This window comes from Saccharopolyspora hordei, assembly GCF_013410345.1.
In the GTDB taxonomy this organism is placed as follows: Bacteria; Actinomycetota; Actinomycetes; order Mycobacteriales; family Pseudonocardiaceae; genus Saccharopolyspora; species Saccharopolyspora hordei.
In genome coordinates, this window is record NZ_JACCFJ010000001.1 from 2836632 (window position 1) to 2855339 (window position 18708).

At 73.5% G+C, this 18708-nt stretch carries 16 protein-coding genes; 6 read left to right on the forward strand and 10 right to left on the reverse strand.

Annotation, left to right across the window (positions count from 1 at the left end):
• Nucleotides 1–16: 16 nt before the first annotated feature.
• The gene (budC, locus tag HNR68_RS13225; RefSeq protein ID WP_179720887.1) at nucleotides 17–1573 is read right to left on the reverse strand and encodes a meso-2,3-butanediol dehydrogenase; all 1557 of its coding nucleotides are present in this window, start codon (nucleotides 1571–1573) and stop codon (nucleotides 17–19) included.
• A gap of 133 nt (nucleotides 1574–1706) precedes the next feature.
• Nucleotides 1707–1988 carry a cytochrome P450 gene (locus tag HNR68_RS13230; RefSeq protein ID WP_343050463.1) on the reverse strand — a complete coding sequence of 94 codons (282 nt, stop codon included), beginning with the start codon at nucleotides 1986–1988 and terminating at the stop codon, nucleotides 1707–1709.
• 496 nt (nucleotides 1989–2484) lie between these two features.
• Here HNR68_RS13230 and HNR68_RS13235 point away from each other — a divergent pair, with 496 nt between their 5' ends.
• The 4 genes from HNR68_RS13235 (at nucleotide 2485) to HNR68_RS13250 (ending at nucleotide 8528) form a co-directional block, all read left to right on the forward strand.
• Complete coding sequence (locus tag HNR68_RS13235) at nucleotides 2485–3390, forward strand: alpha/beta fold hydrolase (RefSeq protein WP_179720891.1); 906 nt, start codon at nucleotides 2485–2487, stop codon at nucleotides 3388–3390.
• A gap of 559 nt (nucleotides 3391–3949) precedes the next feature.
• Complete coding sequence (locus HNR68_RS13240; RefSeq protein ID WP_179720894.1) at nucleotides 3950–5917, forward strand: beta-ketoacyl synthase N-terminal-like domain-containing protein; 1968 nt, start codon at nucleotides 3950–3952, stop codon at nucleotides 5915–5917.
• Nucleotides 5914–7326 carry an AMP-binding protein gene (locus HNR68_RS13245; RefSeq protein ID WP_179720896.1) on the forward strand — a complete coding sequence of 471 codons (1413 nt, stop codon included), beginning with the start codon at nucleotides 5914–5916 and terminating at the stop codon, nucleotides 7324–7326. The genes HNR68_RS13240 and HNR68_RS13245 overlap by 4 nt, the downstream gene beginning before the upstream one ends.
• 5 nt (nucleotides 7327–7331) lie before the next feature.
• Nucleotides 7332–8528, forward strand: coding sequence for an NAD(P)/FAD-dependent oxidoreductase (locus HNR68_RS13250; protein WP_179720898.1), 1197 nt, complete (start codon nucleotides 7332–7334; stop codon nucleotides 8526–8528).
• Between the two features lie 4 nt (nucleotides 8529–8532).
• Here HNR68_RS13250 and HNR68_RS13255 read toward each other — a convergent pair whose 3' ends face one another.
• The 5 genes from HNR68_RS13255 to HNR68_RS13275 all read right to left on the reverse strand — a co-directional run bounded on the left by HNR68_RS13255 (nucleotide 8533) and on the right by HNR68_RS13275 (nucleotide 13504).
• Complete coding sequence (locus HNR68_RS13255; protein ID WP_179720900.1) at nucleotides 8533–10110, reverse strand: helix-turn-helix domain-containing protein; 1578 nt, start codon at nucleotides 10108–10110, stop codon at nucleotides 8533–8535.
• A 272-nt stretch (nucleotides 10111–10382) separates the two neighbouring features.
• Nucleotides 10383–11567, reverse strand: coding sequence for an NAD(P)/FAD-dependent oxidoreductase (locus HNR68_RS13260; protein WP_179720902.1), 1185 nt, complete (start codon nucleotides 11565–11567; stop codon nucleotides 10383–10385).
• Complete coding sequence (locus HNR68_RS13265) at nucleotides 11564–11755, reverse strand: ferredoxin (RefSeq protein WP_179720904.1); 192 nt, start codon at nucleotides 11753–11755, stop codon at nucleotides 11564–11566. Before HNR68_RS13265 ends, HNR68_RS13260 begins: the two co-directional genes overlap by 4 nt.
• Nucleotides 11756–11777: 22 nt before the next feature.
• Nucleotides 11778–13004: a cytochrome P450 gene (locus tag HNR68_RS13270; protein ID WP_179720906.1), complete on the reverse strand. Its 1227-nt coding sequence runs from the start codon at nucleotides 13002–13004 to the stop codon at nucleotides 11778–11780.
• A 65-nt stretch (nucleotides 13005–13069) separates the two neighbouring features.
• Entirely contained in the window at nucleotides 13070–13504 is a 435-nt protein-coding gene (locus HNR68_RS13275) for a MarR family transcriptional regulator (RefSeq protein ID WP_218888293.1), read from the reverse strand.
• 279 nt (nucleotides 13505–13783) lie between these two features.
• Between HNR68_RS13275 and HNR68_RS13280 the strand changes: the two genes are divergently transcribed.
• Nucleotides 13784–14212 (forward strand): CBS domain-containing protein, encoded by a 429-nt coding sequence (locus HNR68_RS13280; protein ID WP_179720908.1) that lies wholly within the window; start codon nucleotides 13784–13786, stop codon nucleotides 14210–14212.
• 130 nt (nucleotides 14213–14342) lie between these two features.
• Nucleotides 14343–14840 (forward strand): universal stress protein, encoded by a 498-nt coding sequence (locus HNR68_RS13285; RefSeq protein WP_179720910.1) that lies wholly within the window; start codon nucleotides 14343–14345, stop codon nucleotides 14838–14840.
• A gap of 38 nt (nucleotides 14841–14878) precedes the next feature.
• Here HNR68_RS13285 and HNR68_RS13290 read toward each other — a convergent pair whose 3' ends face one another.
• From HNR68_RS13290 to HNR68_RS26800, 3 genes are all read right to left on the reverse strand, one after another.
• On the reverse strand, nucleotides 14879–15250 hold the full coding sequence (locus HNR68_RS13290; RefSeq protein ID WP_179720913.1) for a CBS domain-containing protein: 372 nt from the start codon (nucleotides 15248–15250) through the stop codon (nucleotides 14879–14881).
• Between the two features lie 81 nt (nucleotides 15251–15331).
• The gene (gene fdhF, locus HNR68_RS13295; RefSeq protein WP_179720915.1) at nucleotides 15332–18007 is read right to left on the reverse strand and encodes a formate dehydrogenase subunit alpha; all 2676 of its coding nucleotides are present in this window, start codon (nucleotides 18005–18007) and stop codon (nucleotides 15332–15334) included.
• Nucleotides 18007–18702: an NADH-ubiquinone oxidoreductase-F iron-sulfur binding region domain-containing protein gene (locus tag HNR68_RS26800; protein WP_343050118.1), complete on the reverse strand. Its 696-nt coding sequence runs from the start codon at nucleotides 18700–18702 to the stop codon at nucleotides 18007–18009. The genes fdhF and HNR68_RS26800 overlap by 1 nt, the downstream gene beginning before the upstream one ends.
• Nucleotides 18703–18708 lie beyond the last annotated feature (6 nt).

Here is an 18708-nt window from a genome sequence, read left to right on the forward strand (position 1 = left end):
GCCTCCTCTGCAGGGATCACGGATGCACCCAGTGCCACGTGCGGACCTGCGGGGAGGTGCCCACGCCGAAGGAGCACTCCTGCAGGCCCGTGGTGTCGCTGGGCCGCACGTCCAGCCGCAACGTCAACGCGGAGTCCGCGCCGGCCGGGAACCCGAACACCAGCCGATCACCGACCGCCGTCGTGACCGTCGGCTCGGGCTGCATCGACTGCACCTGGTAGGAGTCGAGGCACGGCTGGTCCACGCTGAGCTGGAGCGTCCCGCCGCGTGCGCTGCCGCGGTCGGCGTGGACGACGATCGACGTCTGGCCGATGGTGCGCACGAAGCGCTCGTAGGACACCGACAGCCGCCCGTCGGCGCTGGTCGTCGTGACCGTGCTGAGCACCCCGCTTCCCCAGAACCCGAGCAGGCCCAGCAGCACCACGAGAGCCATGACCACCCAGCCGACCCGTTCCACGCGCCACTCGCGCTCGTGGGGGCGAGGGTCTTCCCCCACGAGCGACGCACCACTCGGTTCGTCGTCTCTGCTCACGCGATCCGACCTCGCCTCGTGCCCTCGGTGACGGTGTCGGCCGGGTACCCGGTGCCGGGCGTTCCCACGCAGCCCACCCCGGACCAGCTCACCGTCGGTCAGCTCTCGGAGTGCTGGACCACCCTCGGCCGGCTGGACGAGAGCGGTGGGCGGCTCCCGCCGCACGCGGTGGTCTGGGCGGCCGACCTCCTCACGGCGCCGGGGTACCAGCCTCGCCAGCGTGGTCGGGCGTGGGGCGCAGCTCGACGCCCGTAGCGCCCAGACGTGGGGCTGTCCGTTCGAGGCGGTGGTCCCACCGTCGACGGGGACGACGGCGCCGGTGATGTAGCGCGCGGCGTCACTCGCCAGGAACAGGAACACCGGTGCGACGTCTTCCGGCTCGCCCAGCCTGCCCAGCGCGGTCCGCTCTTCGTGCTTCGCGACCAGCTCCGGGTTGCTGGTCATCGACGCGACCGGCTCGGTCTTGGTCAACGACGGGGCGACGGCGTTGACCCGCACGCCGCGAGACCCCCAGTCCAGGGCGAGGGCGCGGACGAACTGGGTCACCGCTCCCTTGGTGGCGTTGTACGTCGAGAGCTTCCAGTCACCGCCGAGTCCGGACACGCTGCTGGTCGCGATGAAGGAGCCGCCGGTGTCGGCCAGTGACGGCAGCGTGGTCTTCGCGAGGTGGAAGAGGCCGTCGATGGTGGTCCGCCGCATCAGCTCCCCGTCATCGGTGCTGACGTCGGTGATCTCACCTGGGACGTGTCCCGCGGCGTTGCTGATGACGACGTCGAGTCGGCCGAACCGGTCGTGGACGCCGCGGGTGATCCGCTCGACGTCGTCGGGGAGGCCGACGTCGGCGCGGACGGCGGTCGCGCGGTCGGTGGGGAGCCGTTCGAGTGCCGTGTCGAGCCGTCCCTGCGTCCGACCGGTGATGACGACGTTCGCGCCGGACCGTGCGAACGCCTCGGCGGTGGCGAGGCCGATGCCGCTGCCCCCTCCCGTGATCAGGACCGTCCTACCGGTGAAGTCGGAACTGACATCAGTGGGTGTGTTCATGACGCGACCGTCCGAGGGAGTGTGGAGGCCTACCCGGAGAGCGTCGCGGCGAGGAGGCGTCGCGGCGAACTCGCGGGGGCCGGGGTTCCGCCGAACAGAGCTGCGACCGTGGGCGCTCGGGACGACAGCTGCATCACCAGCCATCGTGTGAGCACCAGGTGGCGGGCAGTTCGCACACGCCGTGGCGGACTCCGTTCTCTTCGAACGGGAGCTGGTCGAGGCCGGTCGCCGACCGGAGGTCGGGGAACCGGCGGAAGAGGCGCGGGAACACCGTCTGGAGCTCGACGCGGGCGAGCGGCTGGCCGAGGTGCTGGTGGTCGCCGAAGCCGAAGGCCATGTGCCGCCGGGCGTCGCGGGTGAGGTCCAGCTGGTCGGGCTCTGGGAAGTGGGCAGAGCGTGGCGGCGGAGCGCGCAGGCGGCGAGGTCGGAGACGTCACGCCGGGAGACGCTCCGTTGGCGGGTGAACCGAGATCGCCTCGCCTCCGTGTTGGTGGTGAGCGCGCGACGAGGTGGTTGCGCTCGGCGGTGCCCACGGCGCACCGCCTGGATGGGGGAAGGATGCCTGCGAGGTGGAAGAGCGCCTGTCCGAGCCATCGGTGCCACGGGCGATGACGTCCCGTGCCGGAACGGCTCCGACACCGAACCGAACCGCCATGCCGGGCGAGGTGGTCCGTCGGAACAGCTCCCGGCCGGGACCGACCGGCCGCGATCCCCGGTGGCGGCTCCACGCAGCGGCGGCTGCCCCGCGCTAGCTCACTCTTCCCACCTCCCACCGGCTTCGCCACCACCATCGCGCACCGCGATGGGTCGGCCCCGTGGGCTTCCCGCGGCGACCAGACCCGCTCGGCGGAGGCCCGCTCGCACCGTGACCCCGCGGTTCGCGGGAACCACTACCAGTTGAGGAGAACGACGTGTTCCACCTTCCCAAGGCGACCGGTGTGACCGCCCTGGTCTGCGCCGCGGTCCTGGCGCTCACCGGGTGCGGCGCAGGCGCGGACGGCGACCTGCAGTCGCTGGACCAGCTGGACGAGCTCGACCAGCTGGACGGCGAGCTGTTCACCGGCACCCAGAAGATCGACGTGGGCGGCAAGGCGGTGAACGTCTCCTGCGCCGGGAAACCGGTCGACGGCAAGCCAGGGATCATGCTCCTGCTCGGGTTCGGCGACGGGCTGGAGGCGATGAGCGAGCTGCAGAAGTCGCTCAGCGCGCACAACCGGGTCTGCTCCTACGACCGGCTGGGCGAAGGCGCCAGCGACGAGCCGGACGGCCCCCAGGACTTCGCCAGCAACGGGCAGGTCCTCACCGCGGTCCTCGACAAGGCGATGGGCGACCGGTCGGTCGTGCTCGCCGGGCACTCCATGGGTGGGCTGCTCGCGGCTCGGTACGCCCCGGACCACCAGGACCGGGTCACGGGCCTCGTGCTGCTCGACGCCACCGGGCCGACGGCGATCTCCGACACGCTGGAGCTGATCCCCGAGGGCGACGCCGGCCCGGCCTCGGCCGTGCGCGAGCAGATGATCGCGATGCGTGAGGGCGCCAACCCGGAGCAGCTGCGCGTCGAGGACGGCGAGGTCCGCTCCGCCGGCGACATCCCGGTGGAGGTCGTCCAGCACGGCCAGCAGTACCTCGCGGCCATCCCGCAGTACGGGGCGGAACTGGAGCGGATCTGGGCCGAGGGCCAGCGGAAGTGGCTCGCGCTGTCTCCCCGCAGCACCCTGGTCACGGCCACCGGGAGCGGCCACTACATCTACGTCGACGAGCCGCAGCTCGCCGTCCAGAGCATCGAACGCGTCGTCACCCAAGCAATCGACGAGTGATCCCGGACCAGCGCACCGGGTGGGCGGCCGAGGCGGTCGCCCACCCGGTGCGGCTGTCTCGGGACGATCCGCGCGGATGCGCCGACCACCACGCAGTTCGGGCAAGGCGTCGACGGCGGTGCGGTGCACGCTCCGCTGACACGGTGAACACCCGTCTGCCGTGCGGGTGGAGTCTGAGGCCCGTCCGGCTTCGCTGATGCCCCGGCCGATGGGGGGTTGCGGTCGGGTGTTCCCCTCGCGGCAAGGCCGCGCCCGCCACGCCGAGAGCGTCCCGGGACGCCGTGGAACCGCTGGTCAGAGGCTCGTTCTCATCCCGGGACGGGGGTGGGACGGGAACTGGTTGTTGCTCTGATCGAGTGCTGCCATCGTGCTGGGCAGTGATCGAGTGCTGCCATCGTGCTGGGCAGTGATCGAGTGCTGCCATCGTGCTGGGCAGTCAGCCGCGTTCCGAGTTCTGGGGGTACGGGACCGGTCCGGCCGGGTGGTTCTGGGCGCTGTCGGCGCCGTGCCCGGCGCGCTCGCGCGCTGGCTGCCGAACAAGAGAAGACATGGGGGACACATGGGGGACCAACAGTTCCGTGGCATCACCGATCGGGAGGCCGCGGCGGATGCGCGATCCGTCGCCGTGATCGGGATGGCCTGCCGGCTCCCCGGCGCGTCGGGGCCCGACGCGCTGTGGGACCTGCTGCGTGAGGGCGTCGACGCCACGGGCGTGACGCCGTCGGAGCGCTACGACGCGGACGCCTTGCACGCGCCGGGGCGGGCACCGGGGAAGCTCGCCGCCCGACGCGGCGGGTACGTGGACGGGATCGCGGAGTTCGACGCCGAGTTCTTCGGGATGTCCGATGCGGAGGCCGTCGAGATCGATCCGCAGCAGCGGTTGCTGCTGATGACGGCGTGGGAGGCGTTGGAGGACGCGGGCCAACGACCCGACCGGCTCGCGGGCAGCCGGACGGGTGTGTTCGTCGGCTGCTCCCGCGCCGACTACCTGGAGAACGCCCTGCAGCGGGGGCTGGAGGAGGCGACCGCTGCGCAGCTCGGCAACGTCCGGTCGCTGCTGCCCGCGCGGGTGTCGCACTTCTTCGACCTGCGCGGCCCCAGCGTCGTGGTGGACACCGCCTGCTCCTCGTCGTTGGTGGCCGTGCACCAGGCGGTGCAGAGCCTGCGCGCCGGGGAGAGCCCGGTCGCGCTGGTCGCGGGGGTGAACCTGCCGCTCCGGCCGCACGAAGGGGTCATGATGTCGCAGGCCGGGGGCATGGCGCCCGATGGCCGCAGCAAGTTCGGGGACGCGCGTGCCGACGGCCACGCGCCGAGCGACGCGGTGTCCGTCGTCGTCCTCAAGCCGCTGGCCGCCGCGCTCGCGGACGGCGACCGGGTGCGGGCCGTCATCGCCGGCAGCGCGATCGGCAACGACGGCCGCACCAGTGACACGGTGCTCAGCCCGTCGCTGACCGGGCAGTGCGACGTGCTGCGACTCGCCTGCGCGGACGCCGGACTGAGTCCGTCCGATGTGGACTTCGTGGAAGCGCACGGCTCCGGGTCCCCGCTGCTGGACCCGCTGGAGCTCACCGCGCTGGACCGGGTCCTCGGCGAGGGACGCCCGGCGGACCGGCCACTGCTGGTGGGCTCGGTCAAGTCGAACGTCGGGCACGCCGAAGCGGCGTCGGGCCTGACCGGGCTGATCAAGGCGGTGCTGTGCCTGGAGCACCACCAGGTCCCGGCGAGCCTGCACGTCGTGGACCCGAACCCGCAGGTGCCCTGGGACGAGCTGCCGCTGGAGATCCCGGCCCGGTTGCGGGACCTGCCCGAGCTCGGACGTCCGGCGGTCGCCGGGGTGTCCGCGCAGGGCTCGTCCGCGTTGAACGCGCACGTGGTCCTGCGGCAGGCCGAACCGCAGGAACCGCGGGAGGACCAGGCTGATCCGGCCGACGAGCACCTGCTGGTCCTGTCGGCCGCGACGCCCGAAGCCCTCGCCGACCTGGCCCGCGCGTACGTCGACCACCTCCGGGGGCCGGGCGCCGGGTTCGCGCTGCGCGACATCTGCCGCAGCGCGGCGACGCGCCGCCAGCACCTGCAGCACCGCCTCGCCGTCGTGGGCCGCTCGCACGCCGAGCTCGCCGACGCGCTCGAGGGGAAGGGCAGAGCGCCGGCCGATCCGGTCCTGGCCGAGATCGCCGACCAGTACTGCGCCGGCGGACCGGTCGACTGGGACGAGGTGTTCGGCCCCGACGGCGCGTTCGTCCCGCTGCCCACCTACCCGTGGCAGACCCAGCGGTACTGGCCCGGTGAGCAGCACGACGAGGGCGACGACCTGGCGACCTGGATCCTGGGCCGGCACACCCGGACCCGCTTCCACGCCGACTCCGCGCTCGTCGACATCGGCATCGACTCGCTCGCGAAGCTGCAGCTGGTCGTCGAGCTCCAGAAGCGCACCGGTCGCGAAGTGGACCTCGGGGAGCTGGACCAGGTGCGCACCGTCGGCGACCTGCGCCGCTGGGCGCGCGAGCTGGAGGGGGCCGCGCGATGACCGAGCCGCAGAACGCCTACGCCTGGTTCGAGCGCTCCGCGGACGCCTTCGGCGACGCCGTCGCGCTGGAGGTTGCGGGGGAGCGGCTGACCTACGACGAACTGCGTGGTCGGGCGGAGGAGCTGGCCGCGCGCCTGGCCGGGGGCGGCGCCCAGCGGGTCGGCCTCCTGGCCGGCCGCTCGGTGACGGCCTACGTCGGGTACCTCGCCGCGCTGCGGGCCGGCGCGGCCGTCGTGCCGCTCAACCCGGAGCACCCGGCGTCCCGGACCCGGAGTGTCGTCGAGGCCGCCGGTGTGGACCTGCTCATCACCGAATCGGAGCTGGTGCCCGGCGTCCCGGCGCCGCCCCGCGAGGCCGGGCCGGACGACCTCGCCTACATCATCTTCACCTCGGGCTCCACCGGAACGCCCAAGGGCGTGCCGATCAGCCACCGCAACCTCGGCGCCTACCTGCGGCAGGTGGCGCCCCGGTGCGGGATCGGCCCGGGCAGCCGGGTCTCCGGCAACTTCGAGCTCACCTTCGACGGCTCGGTGCACGACCTGTTCGTCACCTGGTCGCAGGGCGGCACGCTGGTGGTGCCGCAGCGCAGCCAGCTGCTGTCCCCGGTCCAGGCGGTCAACGCCCTGCGCCTCACGCACTGGTTCTCGGTCCCGTCGCTGATCTCGTTCGCCGCCCGCTTGGGCACCCTCGCACCGGCGAGCATGCCCACGCTGGAACGGACCACCTTCGGCGGCGAGGCGGTCCCGTTCGACGCCGTCCGCCAGTGGAAGACCGCCGCACCGGGCAGCGCCGTGGAGGTCCTCTACGGGCCGACGGAGCTCACCGTCGCCTGCACCGGCTACCTGCTGCCCGAGGACCCCGCCGACTGGCCGGAGACGCCCAACGGCACCGCGCCCATCGGCACCTGCTTCCCCGAGGTGGAGCACCTGGTGCTCGACGACGACGGTGCCCCGGCCGAGCGCGGTGAGCTGTGCTTGCGTGGCCCGCAGCGCTTCGGCGGCTACCTCGACCCTGCCGACGACGAGGGGCGCTTCCTGCCCGGGGGCTGGTACCGCACCGGTGACCGGGTGGCGGTGCAGGACGGCCTGCTGGTCCACCTGGGGCGTCTCGACGACCAGGTGAAGGTCCGCGGCCACCGGATCGAGCTGGGCGAGGTGGAGGCGGCGCTGCGCCGGCAGCCCGGTGTCCGCGACGCCACCGTCCTCGCGGTGCCGACCACCGACGGCGGGCCGGAGCTGGCCGCCGCGGTCTGCGGCACCGGGTGCGTTGCCGAGCAGCTGCACGCCGCGCTCGGCGACAGCCTGCCGCCCTACATGCTGCCGCGCCGGATCACCGTCCTCGACCAGATGCCGCTCAACGCCAGCGGCAAGGTCGACCGGCGGGCCCTGCGCGCCGAACTCGGGAGTTGAGGCCCATGTTCGACGCCATCGTCGTCGGAGCCCGCTGCGCGGGCTCACCCACCGCCATGCTGCTCGCTCGCGCGGGACACCGGGTCCTGCTGCTGGATCGAGCGTCGTTCCCGTCCGACACGTTGTCCACCCACGTCATCCACCAGCCCGGGGTCGCGGCGCTGGCCCGCTGGGGCGTGCTGGACGCCGTGCGCGCCACGGGGTGCCCGCCGCTGGACCTGGTCCGCTACGAGGTGGCCGACGTCCGTGTGGAAGGCTGCGCGCACGGCGTCGCCGGGCAACGCGCCTCGTACGCGCCGCGCCGCCACGTCCTGGACACGATCCTGGTCGAGGCCGCCACCGCGGCCGGTGCGGAGCTGCGGGAAGGGTGCCGGATCACCGGGCTGCTGCACGACGACTCCGGCCGCGTCGTCGGGGTCGAGGGCAGCCACCGCGGTCGGCGCTTCACCGAGCGGGCCCGCCTGGTGGTCGGCGCGGACGGCATGCGCTCCACCGTCGCCCGCCTCGCGGAGGCGCGGTGCACCGTCCGGGACCCGAAGCTGACGTGCGCGTACTACTCGTACTGGACGGGTGTGCCCGCCGCGGTCGAGCTCTACGAGGAGGCGGGCAGCTGGGTGGCCGCGGCGCCGACCAACGACGGCGCGACCCTCGTGCTGACCTACTTCCCGCAGTCCCGCTTCGGCGAGGTGCGCGCCGACCCGCTCCGCGCGCACCTGGAGCGGGTGCGCACCACGGCGCCCGCGCTGCACGACCGGCTGCGCGGCGGGGAGCGGATCGAACGGCTCCGCGGGACCGGTGACCAGCAGAACTTCTTCCGCCAGGCGGCGGGACGCGGCTGGGCGCTGGTCGGCGACGCCGGGCACCACAAGGACTCCATCACCGCGCGCGGGATCAGCGACGCCTTCCGCCAAGCGGAGTTGCTCGTGCAGCGGGTGGCAGACCGGCTCACCGGTGACCCCGCCCTGCTCGACCAGGCGCTGGCGCAGTACGCGCAGGAGCGCGACGCCGCGCTGTTGCCGGGGTACCGGTCCACGATCGAGGTGGCGCGGCTGGCACCGCCGAACGAGCGTCGGCTCGCGCTGCTCCGGGCGGTGCAGGCCGACCCGGAGCTCACCGCGACCTACTTCGACGTGTTCGCCGGCACCAGACCCGCCAGCGCCCTGCACACCCCGAGGTTGCTGGAACTGCTGGGGGCGGCGTGACGGCTCAGCCCCGCTCCAGCAGCACCGGTCGACCGGTGACCTCCATCGGGACCGCCGGGTCGACCGGTGCGCTGGTGCCGTCCAGCCGCCGGACCGTCGTGGTGCCGGGGTCGGGCGCCACGCGCGCGGTGCCCTCGTGGGTCCACCGGATGAGGAACGGCGTGCCCCGCCGGAGGAACCGGCACTGCCACACGTTGTCCGGCAGGTGCGCTTCCACGCCGTGGCCGCAGGAGGTGATCTCCGCGTCCGCGAGCCAGCGGTGCAGCTCACCGAGGAACAGACCGGCCCGGTTCGGCGTGGAAGCGCCGGCCTGCGACGGGACGCCCCAGCTGGAGGAGTAGGAGCGGTCGTACCAGCGCCAGAGCGCGACCAGGTAGGAGCGGACCGCGTGGTCGGCGGCGAGTTCGGGGTCCACCCGGGCCTGCTGGGTGACCTCGGGTCCCCACCCGGTGGCCCACAGCGCCGGCTCGAGCCGGGCGCGGGCCAGCGTCTGCTCGACCTCCTCGGCGAGGTCCATCATCGTCTCGGGCGGGTCCGAGGCGCGGCGCGGGTTCAGCTTGACCGCGACGTAGTCGCAGTGCTGGTAGCCGCCCAGCTCGGCGAAGCGCTGCACGACCCGCTGGTTCGCGGGCTCCCACAGGTCGGTGAAGCCGGGGCAGACCACGTTGGCGTCCGGGTCCAGCTCGCGGATCACCCCGCTGGCGATCCGCGTCATCTCCACCAGCGTCTCGAGGGAACCGGTGAAGAACGGCGGGGTCCCGACGTCCCACAGCTCGTAGGACTCGATGCGCCCGTCGGTGTGGGTCACCAGGGTGCGCACGAACCGCTCCCAGTCGGCCAGGTCGTCGGGCGGGGCGGACCGGGAGCCGTCCCCGTACGGCGTGCGAGGTCCGTTCGGGGCGGCCCAGCCGGGCGTGCCGCCGAAGACGTAGACCACCGGCAGGTCCTCGGCCGCGGCGCCCGCGAGCTGCCGGTCCAGCACCGTCCAGTCGAACCGGCCGCGCTCGGGCTCGAGGCCCTGCCAGCGGGTCCGCGCGTCCCACAGCCGCACCGAACCGACCGGGAACGACGGCATCGCACCGGTCGCGCCGGTGAGGGTGACCCCGACGAACTCGGGCGAGACCGGGCTGGGGTCGAAGGTCCAGCTGGGGGCGCTGATCTCGCGCCGCGGTCGCACCTCGGTGCGCTCTTCCGGCAGGTACGCGTAGACGCCGACGACGGCGGTGACGACGGCGACGGCGACCAGCCACCAGCGGTGCCGCTTCGGCGGCACCTCCGCGGCGGGAGGTGCGGGGGCCGGTTCCTCGACGACAGGTGCTGCGGCCGGTGCGTCCTCCGCGCCGGTCGCCTGCTCCCACAAGCGGTAGAGCCGGGAGAGGGTCTCCCGGTCGGCGCCGCACACCTTCGCGATGAGCTCGACGGTGCCGAAGCTGGCGGGCACGCTCTGCCCGCTGCAGTACCGGTGCACCGTGGAGCGGCCGAGGTGGGCCCGGTCGCCGATCTGCTGGAAGCTGTAGCCGCTGGAGCGTTTCAGCTCGGTGAGCGCGTCCGCCAGCGTGGCGGTGCCCGCCGCTCGATCCATGTCAGTCTCCCCCAGGTAGGCCGACATCATCGGACAGGAGTGTCCCACGCGATCACCGCTCCACGAACCGAATTGCCCAAAGGTGGATACCTCGGGTTCACAGGGGCGCCGACCATCCGCTGCGGGGATCCGCGGGTGCCGTGGCGCCCCCGGGGCGAACCACCACGGCCGCGCTGCCCGATCGTCCACAGTGGACATACCTGGATCGGGGGACGCCCTGATCGGGCTGCGGTGCGCGGGCGATCACCCGCGCACCGCAGCGAGGATCGGCCTCAGCTCGCGACGTCGAGCGACGCCCGGTCGACGACCAGCTTGCGGGCCTCACGCAGCGTGCGCGGGTGGTTCCAGCCGAGCACGCCGACGACCACGTCGTCGACGAGGTACGCGGCGACGAACGCGCGCTCGTCCGGGTCGCCGTCGAGCACCTGGACCCGCGCGCCGTCCGGGAAGGTCCCGTAGGCCTGGAGCTTGGTGTCGTACTGGTCGGTCCAGAAGTACGGGATCGGCGCGAACGGCCGCTCGTCACCGACGATCGCCGAGGCGATCGCCATCGCCTGCTCGGTGGCGTTCATCCGGTGCTCCAGGCGCATCCGGGTCCCGAAGTGCGGGTTGTACCAGGACGCGACGTCGCCGCCGGCGTAGACGTCGGGCGCCGCGCGGCAGTGGTCGGTGCACTCGACACCGTTGCCCAGCGGCAGGCCGGAGCCCTCCAGCCACCCCGTCGCGGGCACGGACCCGACCGCGACGAGCACGACGTCGGCGTCGAGCACCGATCCGTCACCGAGCTCGACGCCCGTGACGCGTCCTCCGCTGCTGCGGAACCCCGCGACCTCGGTCCCGCACCGCAGGACGGTGCCGTGGTCGCGGTGCATCGCGCCGACCAGCTCGCCGACCTGGGGGCCGAACTGGCGCAGCATGGGCACCGGCAGCGGGTCGACCAGGGTCACCTCCAGCCCCATCTCCCGGGCGACGGCGGCGACCTCGGCACCCAAGAACCCGGCGCCGACGACGACCACCTTCGGACCGGCCAGCAGCGCGGCGCGCAGCGCGAGCGCGTCGTCCAGCGTCCGCAGGCGGTGGACGCCGTCCAGGTCCGTCCCCGGCAGGTCCCGTGGCGTGACTCCGGTGGCGACCACCAGGGCGTCGTAGCCCAGCGCGGTGCCGTCACCGAGGCTGAGCTCCTTGGCGCCGAGGTCCAGGCCCGTCGCGGGCTGCCCCAGCACGAGCGTCACGTCGAGCTCGGCGAGCGCGTCCTCGCTCCGGAGCAGGACGCGCTCGGGCTCCCAGGTGCCCGCCAGGACCTGCTTGGACAGCGGCGGGCGGTCGTAGGGGAGGTGCTCCTCGTCGCCGACGAGGGTCAGCTTCCCCTCGTAGCCCTGCCTCCTCAGGTGTTGCGCGGTGGTCAGGCCGGTGGCGGACGCGCCGACGATGACCACGTTCTCGGGAGTGGCGCTCATCCCTCGATCCGGATCGCCAGTGCGGGGCAGACGGCGGCGGCCTGGCGGACGTCCTCGGCGCGCTCCTCCGACGGGTTCTCCTGCAGCAGCACGGCGATGCCGTCGTCGTCCTGGTCGAAGACGTCCTCGGCAGCCAGCACGCACTGCCCGGATCCGACGCAGGCGTCCTTGTCGACGATGACCTTCACAGTGGGTTCTCCTTTCCGGGGTTCACCAGGTGACGGGCAGTTCGTAGACCCCGTAGACCTGGCCGTCGTGCTTGAACGGGACCTCGTCGACGCTCGTCGCCAGTCGCAGTCCCGGGACGCGGCGGAGCAGGGTCGGGTAGGCCACCTGCAGCTCCACGCGCGCGAGCGGCTGTCCCAGGCACTGGTGCACGCCGAAGCCGAAGGCGACGTGCCGCCGGGCGTCCCGGGTGAGGTCGAGCCGGTCCGGGGCGTCGAACACCTCGGGGTCCCAGTTGCCGGCCTCGCCGGCGAGCACCACGCCCTCGCCGGCCCGGATGGTCTGGCCGCCGTGCTCGATGTCCTCCAGCGCCACCCGGCGTCGTCCCATGTGCGTGATGGTGAGGTAGCGCAGCAGCTCCTCCACCGCGCCCGCGACGAACTTCGGGTCCTCGGAATCGCGCAGCAGGGCCAGCTGGGCCGGGTTCTCCAGCAGGGCCAGGGTGCCCAGGGCGATCATGTTCGCCGTCGTCTCGTGACCGGCGACGAGCAGCAGCATGCCCATGGACGCGGCGCGGGCGCGGGTGAGCTCGCCGTCGTTGACCCGCGCGGCGAGGGAGGAGAGCAGGTCGTCGGCCGGCTCGGTGGTCTTCCGCGCGATCAGGTCGTCGATGTACTCGATCAGCCGTGCCTGCGCGGCCATCGACTCCTCCGCCGTGGCGTCGCGCTTGACCAGGACCCGGCTGTTCTGCTGGAAGAAGTCGTGGTCGGTGTAGGGAACGCCGAGCAGCTCGCAGATGACCAGGGACGGCGTCGGCAGGGCGAACGCCTCCACCAGGTCGACGGGCTTCGGGCCGGCGAGCAGGTCGTCGACGAGGTCGTCGACGATGCGCTGGACCCGCGGTCGCAGCGCTTCGACGCGCTTGATGGCGAACGGTGCGGTCACCATGCGACGGAGCCGGGCGTGCTCCGGGTCGTCCATCGAGATGAACGTCGGGTTCGTGCTCCGCCGCGCCTTCAGGCCGGCACTGGGAGAGGGGTAGCCGTCCTTGGTCGCGTCCGCGCTGAGCCGGGGGTCGGCCAGCAGCGCCCGGTAGTCCTCGTACCGGGTGACCAGCCACGGAGTGCTGCCGTCCCACAGGCGGACTCGCGTGAGCGGAGCGCGGCTCTGCAGGTCACGCACACCAGGAGCGGGGGCGAACGGGCACCGTCCGTCCCGGGGCTGGGGGTACTCCGGCACGGCGTTCGGGTCGGTCTCGACCGGGGCGGCCATCATCTCTCCTTCGATCGGACTGGATCTCGTTCAGCAGGCACGCCTGCGGGGTGATCGGCGGAGCGTCAGGAGTCGACGTCGTGTGCCAGGTCGGTCAGCTTGCGGACGATCGGTGTGGCGACCTGCATCGCGAGCTGCAGCGTGGCGGCGTCGTTCGCCGGCAACGACGCCATGAGCTTCTCGAGCCGCTGGCGCTGTTCCCGGCGCAGGACGGTGATCAGCTCGCGGCCGTGGTCGGTGATGGCGATGAGCGTGGCGCGACCGTCGTCGGGGTCGTCGGTCCGGGTCACCAGGCCCTGCCGCTGGAGCCGGTGGACCAGCTGGCTCATCGACGGCTGGCTGACGTTCTCCGAGGCGGCCAAGGCGGTCAGGCGGGTGGGGCCCTCGCGGTTCAGGCGGCCGAGGCAGGCCATCGCCGTCCTGGACAGGCCGTGCCGGTCCAGGAGGTGCCGCCCCACGAAGGCGGCCACCTCGTAGAGCCCGTCCGCGACGTCATCCACACCCCCACATGTATCATGAGCCTTGCTAAGTATTCAATCCTGCACGTGTTGTTCGTCCGAATTTCAAGGTGATCCAGATTTGCGACGCGCTGAGTTGCATAGGATGCCTGGGTAAGTGTGGCCAGCTCGGCGGCGTTGGTGCGCGCACTAACGAACGACCTTCGTCGGTGAAGTCCCTGCCGCGGCCGCCACCCGGTGACCAACTCCCCTGGCGCGTCTGCCCGGCAGACGCGATCGTCGTCTCAGGACGGCAGCGGAGCCGGAGGTGGTGGGACCACCATGAGCAGCGCGCACGAGCTCGCGACGTCTCCGGTGGTCGCGGTGCGGCCGGAGCTGGACGCGATGGTGGCCCTGCAGGAGATGTACCGCCGCGGCGTGCACCACCTCGCCGTGGTGCGCGGCGACGACGTCCTGGGGCTGGTGAGCACCTCCGACCTGCTGTTCGGCATCGCCGCCGAGCGCATCGGCGAGGTGGTCCCGGTGGGGTCGGTCTGCCACGCACCGGCGCCGCGGGTGGACGCCGGCGCCGACCTCTCCGACGCCGCGCGGCGCATGATCGAGGCCCGCACGGACGCCCTGCTCGTCCTGCGCGGCGACCAGGTGTGCGGGGTGCTCACCGCGGTCGACCTCGTCCGGGACATCGCCCAGCGCGGACAGTCCGAAGACGCGACCGAGGGGTCCGCCGCCCCCGGTGGTCAGCGGACGTGACGCAGCCCTGGCGACGAAAGGCCCTCAACCGGAGCCAGAGCGGCACCGAAGCTGGAGACAGGCAGCCCTGCCCGTGCGGAGCCGTCTGCGCGGGGGCAGGGCAGCGGGTGCGGGAAGTGGGCGGAGGACCATGGTTGCTCGACGACCCTTGGTGGTCGGTGTCGACGGTTCACCGGCGAGTGCACGCGCGCTGCGCTGGGCGTGGGGCGAGGCCCGTCGGCGCGGTGCGCCGGTGCACGTGCTCATGGTGTGGCACTCGCACGCGGTCCTGGCCGGTCCGCTGCTGATGCACCCGGAACTGGCTCCGCACCACGTCCGCGAACAGCGCTGGCGGGAACTGACCGACCTCGTGCGCGACTGCGTGGGAGGGGAGTCCGGGCCGGAGGTGCACGTCGAGCTCGTCGACGGGGACGCCGCCGAGGTCCTCGCGGACCGGTCGGCGGACGCCGCGCTGCTGGTGCTCGGCGACCGCGGGAGCGGGCGGGTGGCCGACGCGGTCCTGGGCAGCACGGCGCTGCGCTGCATCCACCGGGCGCGCTGCCCGGTGGTGGTCGTGCCGCCGGGCGTCCGACCGGACCAGGGTGGCGTCGAGCCGGGAGCCGCGTCCCGCGACCCCGTCCTCGGCTGATCACCACGCGCCGGCCCGACACGGACGCCGGCCCACCCTCACAGCCACGTCTCGGCGGTGAGGAGGTCGCGCATGGACACCACGCCGATGACCTCGTGGCCCCGCTTGACCGGGATGTGCCGGATGCCGGCCTCGAGCATCCGGCGCGCGACGTCCCGGGTGTCCTCGTCGCACGCCGCCGTCTCGACCCGGTGGGTCGCGTACGCGTAGGCGGCGGCCCCCTCCGTGTCGGCCCCTTCGGCGATGGCCCGGACGAGGTCGCGTTCGGAGATGATGCCGACGAGCTGGTCACCGTCGAGGACGGCGAGGGCGCCGACGCGCTCGTCGACCATCGTTCGCGCCACGTCGGTGAGCGACTCGGTCGTTCCGCAGACGAGCGTTCCGGGGCGGCAGACTTCCTCGACTCGCATGGCGTCCTCCTGACGACGGGTCGGCGCCACCACCACTGTGCGGGCGGGGAGAGCCGACCGGCAGGGGCGATCGGCCCCGCCTCACGGTGGGCCGGGACGGACCTGGACGGCGGTGACCTTGTACTCCGGGCAGCCGGTGGCGGTGTCGGTGTGCGGGGAGGTGAGGTCGTTGACGGTGGCCCCCGGGAAGTGGAACGCCGCGAACACCTGGCCGGGCACCACGTCCCGGGTGAGGTGCGCGGTGAGGGCGGCCCGTCCCCACCGGCTGGTGACGGTCACGTCCGCGCCGTCCACCACGCGCAGGTGCGCGGCGTCGGTGGGGTGGATCTCGAGCGCTTCGGCGGGCAGCAGCTCGGCGTTCGGGGTGCGGCGGGTCATGGACCCGGTGTTGTGGTGCTCCAGCCGCCGACCGGTGATGAGCAGGTACGGGAACTCGCCGTCGGGCTGCTCCCCGGGCGGGAGGTGGGGGAGCGCGGCGAGCGCGGCGCGGCCGTCCGGGGTGGCGAACCGGTCGAGGTGCAGCACCGCCTCGCCCGGCTGGTCGGGCGCGCGGCAGGGCCAGTGCAGCGGACCTCCGGCGTCGAGCCGCTGGTGCGACAGGCCGGCGAACACCGGGGTCAGCGCGGCGCACTCGGCGAGCGCGTCGGCGGGGGTGGGGCAGCCCAGGTCCGCCCCGAGGGCGTGGGCGATGCGGTGCAGGACGGCGAAGTCGCTGGCCGCTCCTCCCGGCGGGCTGACGGCCGGCCGGACCCGTTGGAAGCGGCGGTCGAAGTTGACGAACGTGCCGTCCTTCTCCAGGAACGAGGCGGCGGGCAGCACGACGTCGGCGTGCTCGGCCGTGCGGGACGGGAAGACGTCGTGGCAGACCACGAGGTCGCAGGCGCGGAGGGCGGCGCGGACGTGCTCGGCGTTCGGGTCGCTCTGCACGACGTTCTCGCCGATGACGTGGATCGCCCGCACCTCACCGGCGATCGCGGCGTCGAACATCTGCGGGATCCGCAGTCCCGGGCGTTCCGGCACGGGCCGGCCCCAGGCAGCGGAGAAGCGGTCCCGGACCGCGGCGTCGGTCACCGGCTGGTAGCCGGGCAGCAGGTCCGGCAGCGCCCCCATGTCGGAGGCGCCCTGCACGTTGTTCTGCCCGCGCAGCGGCAGGATCCCGCAGCACCCGGGGGTGCCGACCGCGCCGCGCAGGAGGGCGAGGTTGGCCAGGGTGCGCACACCGTCGGTGCCGTGGCGGTGCTCGGTGACGCCGAGCCCGTAGACGATGGCCGGGTGTCGTGCCTGGCCGAAGAGCCTCGCCGCGGCGACGAGGTCGGCGGCCCGCACCCCGGCGATCTCGGCGGTGGTGTCCGGCGGGTAGTCCCGCACCAGCTCGGCGAGGGCGTCGAAACCCGTGGTGCGGCGGTCGAGGAAGTCGTGGTCGAGGTGGTCCTCGGTGATGAGCACGTGGGCGAGCCCGTTGAAGACGGCGACGTTGGAGCCGGGGACGGCCTGCAGGTGGACGTCGGCGAGGGCGGCCAGTTCGGTGCGGCGGGGGTCGACGACGACCAGCCGCGCCCCGGCCAGGACGCGCTGCTTGATGCGGGCGCCGACGACCGGGTGCGCGTCGGTGGGATTGGCGCCCACCAGCAGGACGCAGTCGGTGTGGTCGAGGTCGTCGAGCGGGTTGGTGCCGCCGGCGAGGCCGAAGGAGGCGCTGAGCCCGGTCGCGGACGGCGCGTGGCACAGGCGGGAGCAGTTGTCGACGTTGTTGGTGCCGATGACGGTGCGGACGAACTTCTGCGCCAGGTAGTTCTCCTCGTTGGTGGCCCGGGCGGAGGAGATCATCGCGATGGCGTCCGGGCCGTGCCGGTCCCGGACGGCGGCCAACCGGTGCGCGACCGTGCGGACGGCGTCGTCCCACGTGGTCGGGACGAGCCGGCCGTCGCGGCGGACCAGCGGTGTGGTGAGGCGGTCCTCGGCGCGGGTGAAGCCGTGTGCGAAGCGGCCCTTGACGCAGGCGTGCCCGCGGTTGACCGGCGCACCGCGGGTCGGGGTGACGGCGGCGACCTCGCCGTCCCGGACGTGGACGTCGAGCGTGCAGCCGACACCGCAGTACCCGCAGGTGGTCGTGGTCGTCGACGTGGTGGGCCGGGGGTCGAGCAGGCCGGGCTCGGACAGCGCGCCGGTGGGGCAGCTGTCCACGCACCCGCCGCACCCGACGCAGGGCGAGGACACCCACGACCCACCGTCCCCGGGCGTGACGACGGTGTCGAAGCCGCGGCCGGTCAGGTCCAGGGCGAAGGTGCCCTGCACCTCGGCGCACACGGCCACGCACCGCCCGCACGCGATGCACAGGTCGCGGTCGAGCTTGACGTAGGGGTGGGAGTGGTCCACCCCGCGCTGGTGGCCGCCGCGGGCCGAACGGTCGGTGGGGATGCCGAAGCAGGCGCACGCCCGGACGAGTTCGCTGCGCTCGGCCGGAACGTCCCACGCCCGCCCGGGGAGTTCCGAGACGACCAGTTCCAGCGCACCCCTCGCGGCACCTCGGGCGACGGGGTCGGCGAGGCTGACGCGCATGCCGTCCACGGCGGGCGTGGTGCACGCGGCGACGACGCGGCCGTCCGCCCCGACCAGGCAGGTCCGGCACGACCCGCGCGGCGACACCCGGTCGTCGTGGCACAGCGCCGGCAGCTCGGCGCCGGCGGCGCGCACGGACTCCAGGACGGTCGCGCCCTCCGGAACGTCCACAGTGGTCACGTCGACGTGCACGCGCATCAGGGTTCTCCGGCGAGCAGTTCGTCCCGGTAGACGCGCACCAGGCTGCGCACCGCCGTGGGCACGCCGCGCCCGAAGGCGCACAGGCTGCCGGTGGCCATCACCTCCAGCAGGTCGTCCTGCCGCGACAGGACCGTCCTCGCTCCCGCCGAGTCGCCGGTCAGCTCCAGGCCCCGTCGTGTGCCGACGCGGCAGGGCGTGCAGGCGCCGCAGCTCTCGGCGGCCGCGAACCGCCACACGTGCCGCAGCAGCTCGTGCGCGGTGATCCGGTCGTCGACCGCGACGAGACTGCCGTGCCCCAGCGCGACCCCGGCGTCGGCGAGGGCGTCACCGAGCAGCGGGAGGTCCAGCTCGTCGGGGGAGAGGAAACCGCCGAGCGGCCCGCAGACCTGCAGGCACCGCAGCCGGTAGCCGGGTTCGACGCCACCGCCGAGGGCGTCGACCAGGTAGCGCAGCGGGACGACGAGCTCGACCTCGTACACGCCGGGGTTGCGGAACCGCTGGCTCAGGCAGACGAGCTTGGTGCCGGTCTCGGCCGGGGCGCCGAGCTTCGCGTAGGCGGCACCGCCGTGGCGCAGCACCCAGGGCACCGCGGCGAGCGTCTCGACGTTGTTCACCGCGGTCGGCCGCCCCCACAGCCCGGAACCCGTCGGGTACGGCGGCCGGGGGCGCACGGTGCCGCGCAGCCCCTGCACGGCGTG

What these genes read in the sequence shown, in the direction of transcription:
- HNR68_RS13285 (WP_179720910.1), top strand. Translation starts at nt 14,343, where the DNA reads ATGGTTGCTCGACGACCCTTGGTGGTCGGTGTCGACGGTTCACCGGCG.
- HNR68_RS13245 (WP_179720896.1), top strand. Translation starts at nt 5,914, where the DNA reads ATGACCGAGCCGCAGAACGCCTACGCCTGGTTCGAGCGCTCCGCGGAC.
- HNR68_RS13255 (WP_179720900.1), bottom strand. Translation starts at nt 10,110, where the DNA reads ATGGATCGAGCGGCGGGCACCGCCACGCTGGCGGACGCGCTCACCGAG.
- HNR68_RS13280 (WP_179720908.1), top strand. Translation starts at nt 13,784, where the DNA reads ATGAGCAGCGCGCACGAGCTCGCGACGTCTCCGGTGGTCGCGGTGCGG.
- HNR68_RS13290 (WP_179720913.1), bottom strand. Translation starts at nt 15,250, where the DNA reads ATGCGAGTCGAGGAAGTCTGCCGCCCCGGAACGCTCGTCTGCGGAACG.
- HNR68_RS13250 (WP_179720898.1), top strand. Translation starts at nt 7,332, where the DNA reads ATGTTCGACGCCATCGTCGTCGGAGCCCGCTGCGCGGGCTCACCCACC.
- HNR68_RS13240 (WP_179720894.1), top strand. Translation starts at nt 3,950, where the DNA reads ATGGGGGACCAACAGTTCCGTGGCATCACCGATCGGGAGGCCGCGGCG.
- budC (WP_179720887.1), bottom strand. Translation starts at nt 1,573, where the DNA reads ATGAACACACCCACTGATGTCAGTTCCGACTTCACCGGTAGGACGGTC.
- HNR68_RS13270 (WP_179720906.1), bottom strand. Translation starts at nt 13,004, where the DNA reads ATGGCCGCCCCGGTCGAGACCGACCCGAACGCCGTGCCGGAGTACCCC.
- fdhF (WP_179720915.1), bottom strand. Translation starts at nt 18,007, where the DNA reads ATGCGCGTGCACGTCGACGTGACCACTGTGGACGTTCCGGAGGGCGCG.
- HNR68_RS13260 (WP_179720902.1), bottom strand. Translation starts at nt 11,567, where the DNA reads ATGAGCGCCACTCCCGAGAACGTGGTCATCGTCGGCGCGTCCGCCACC.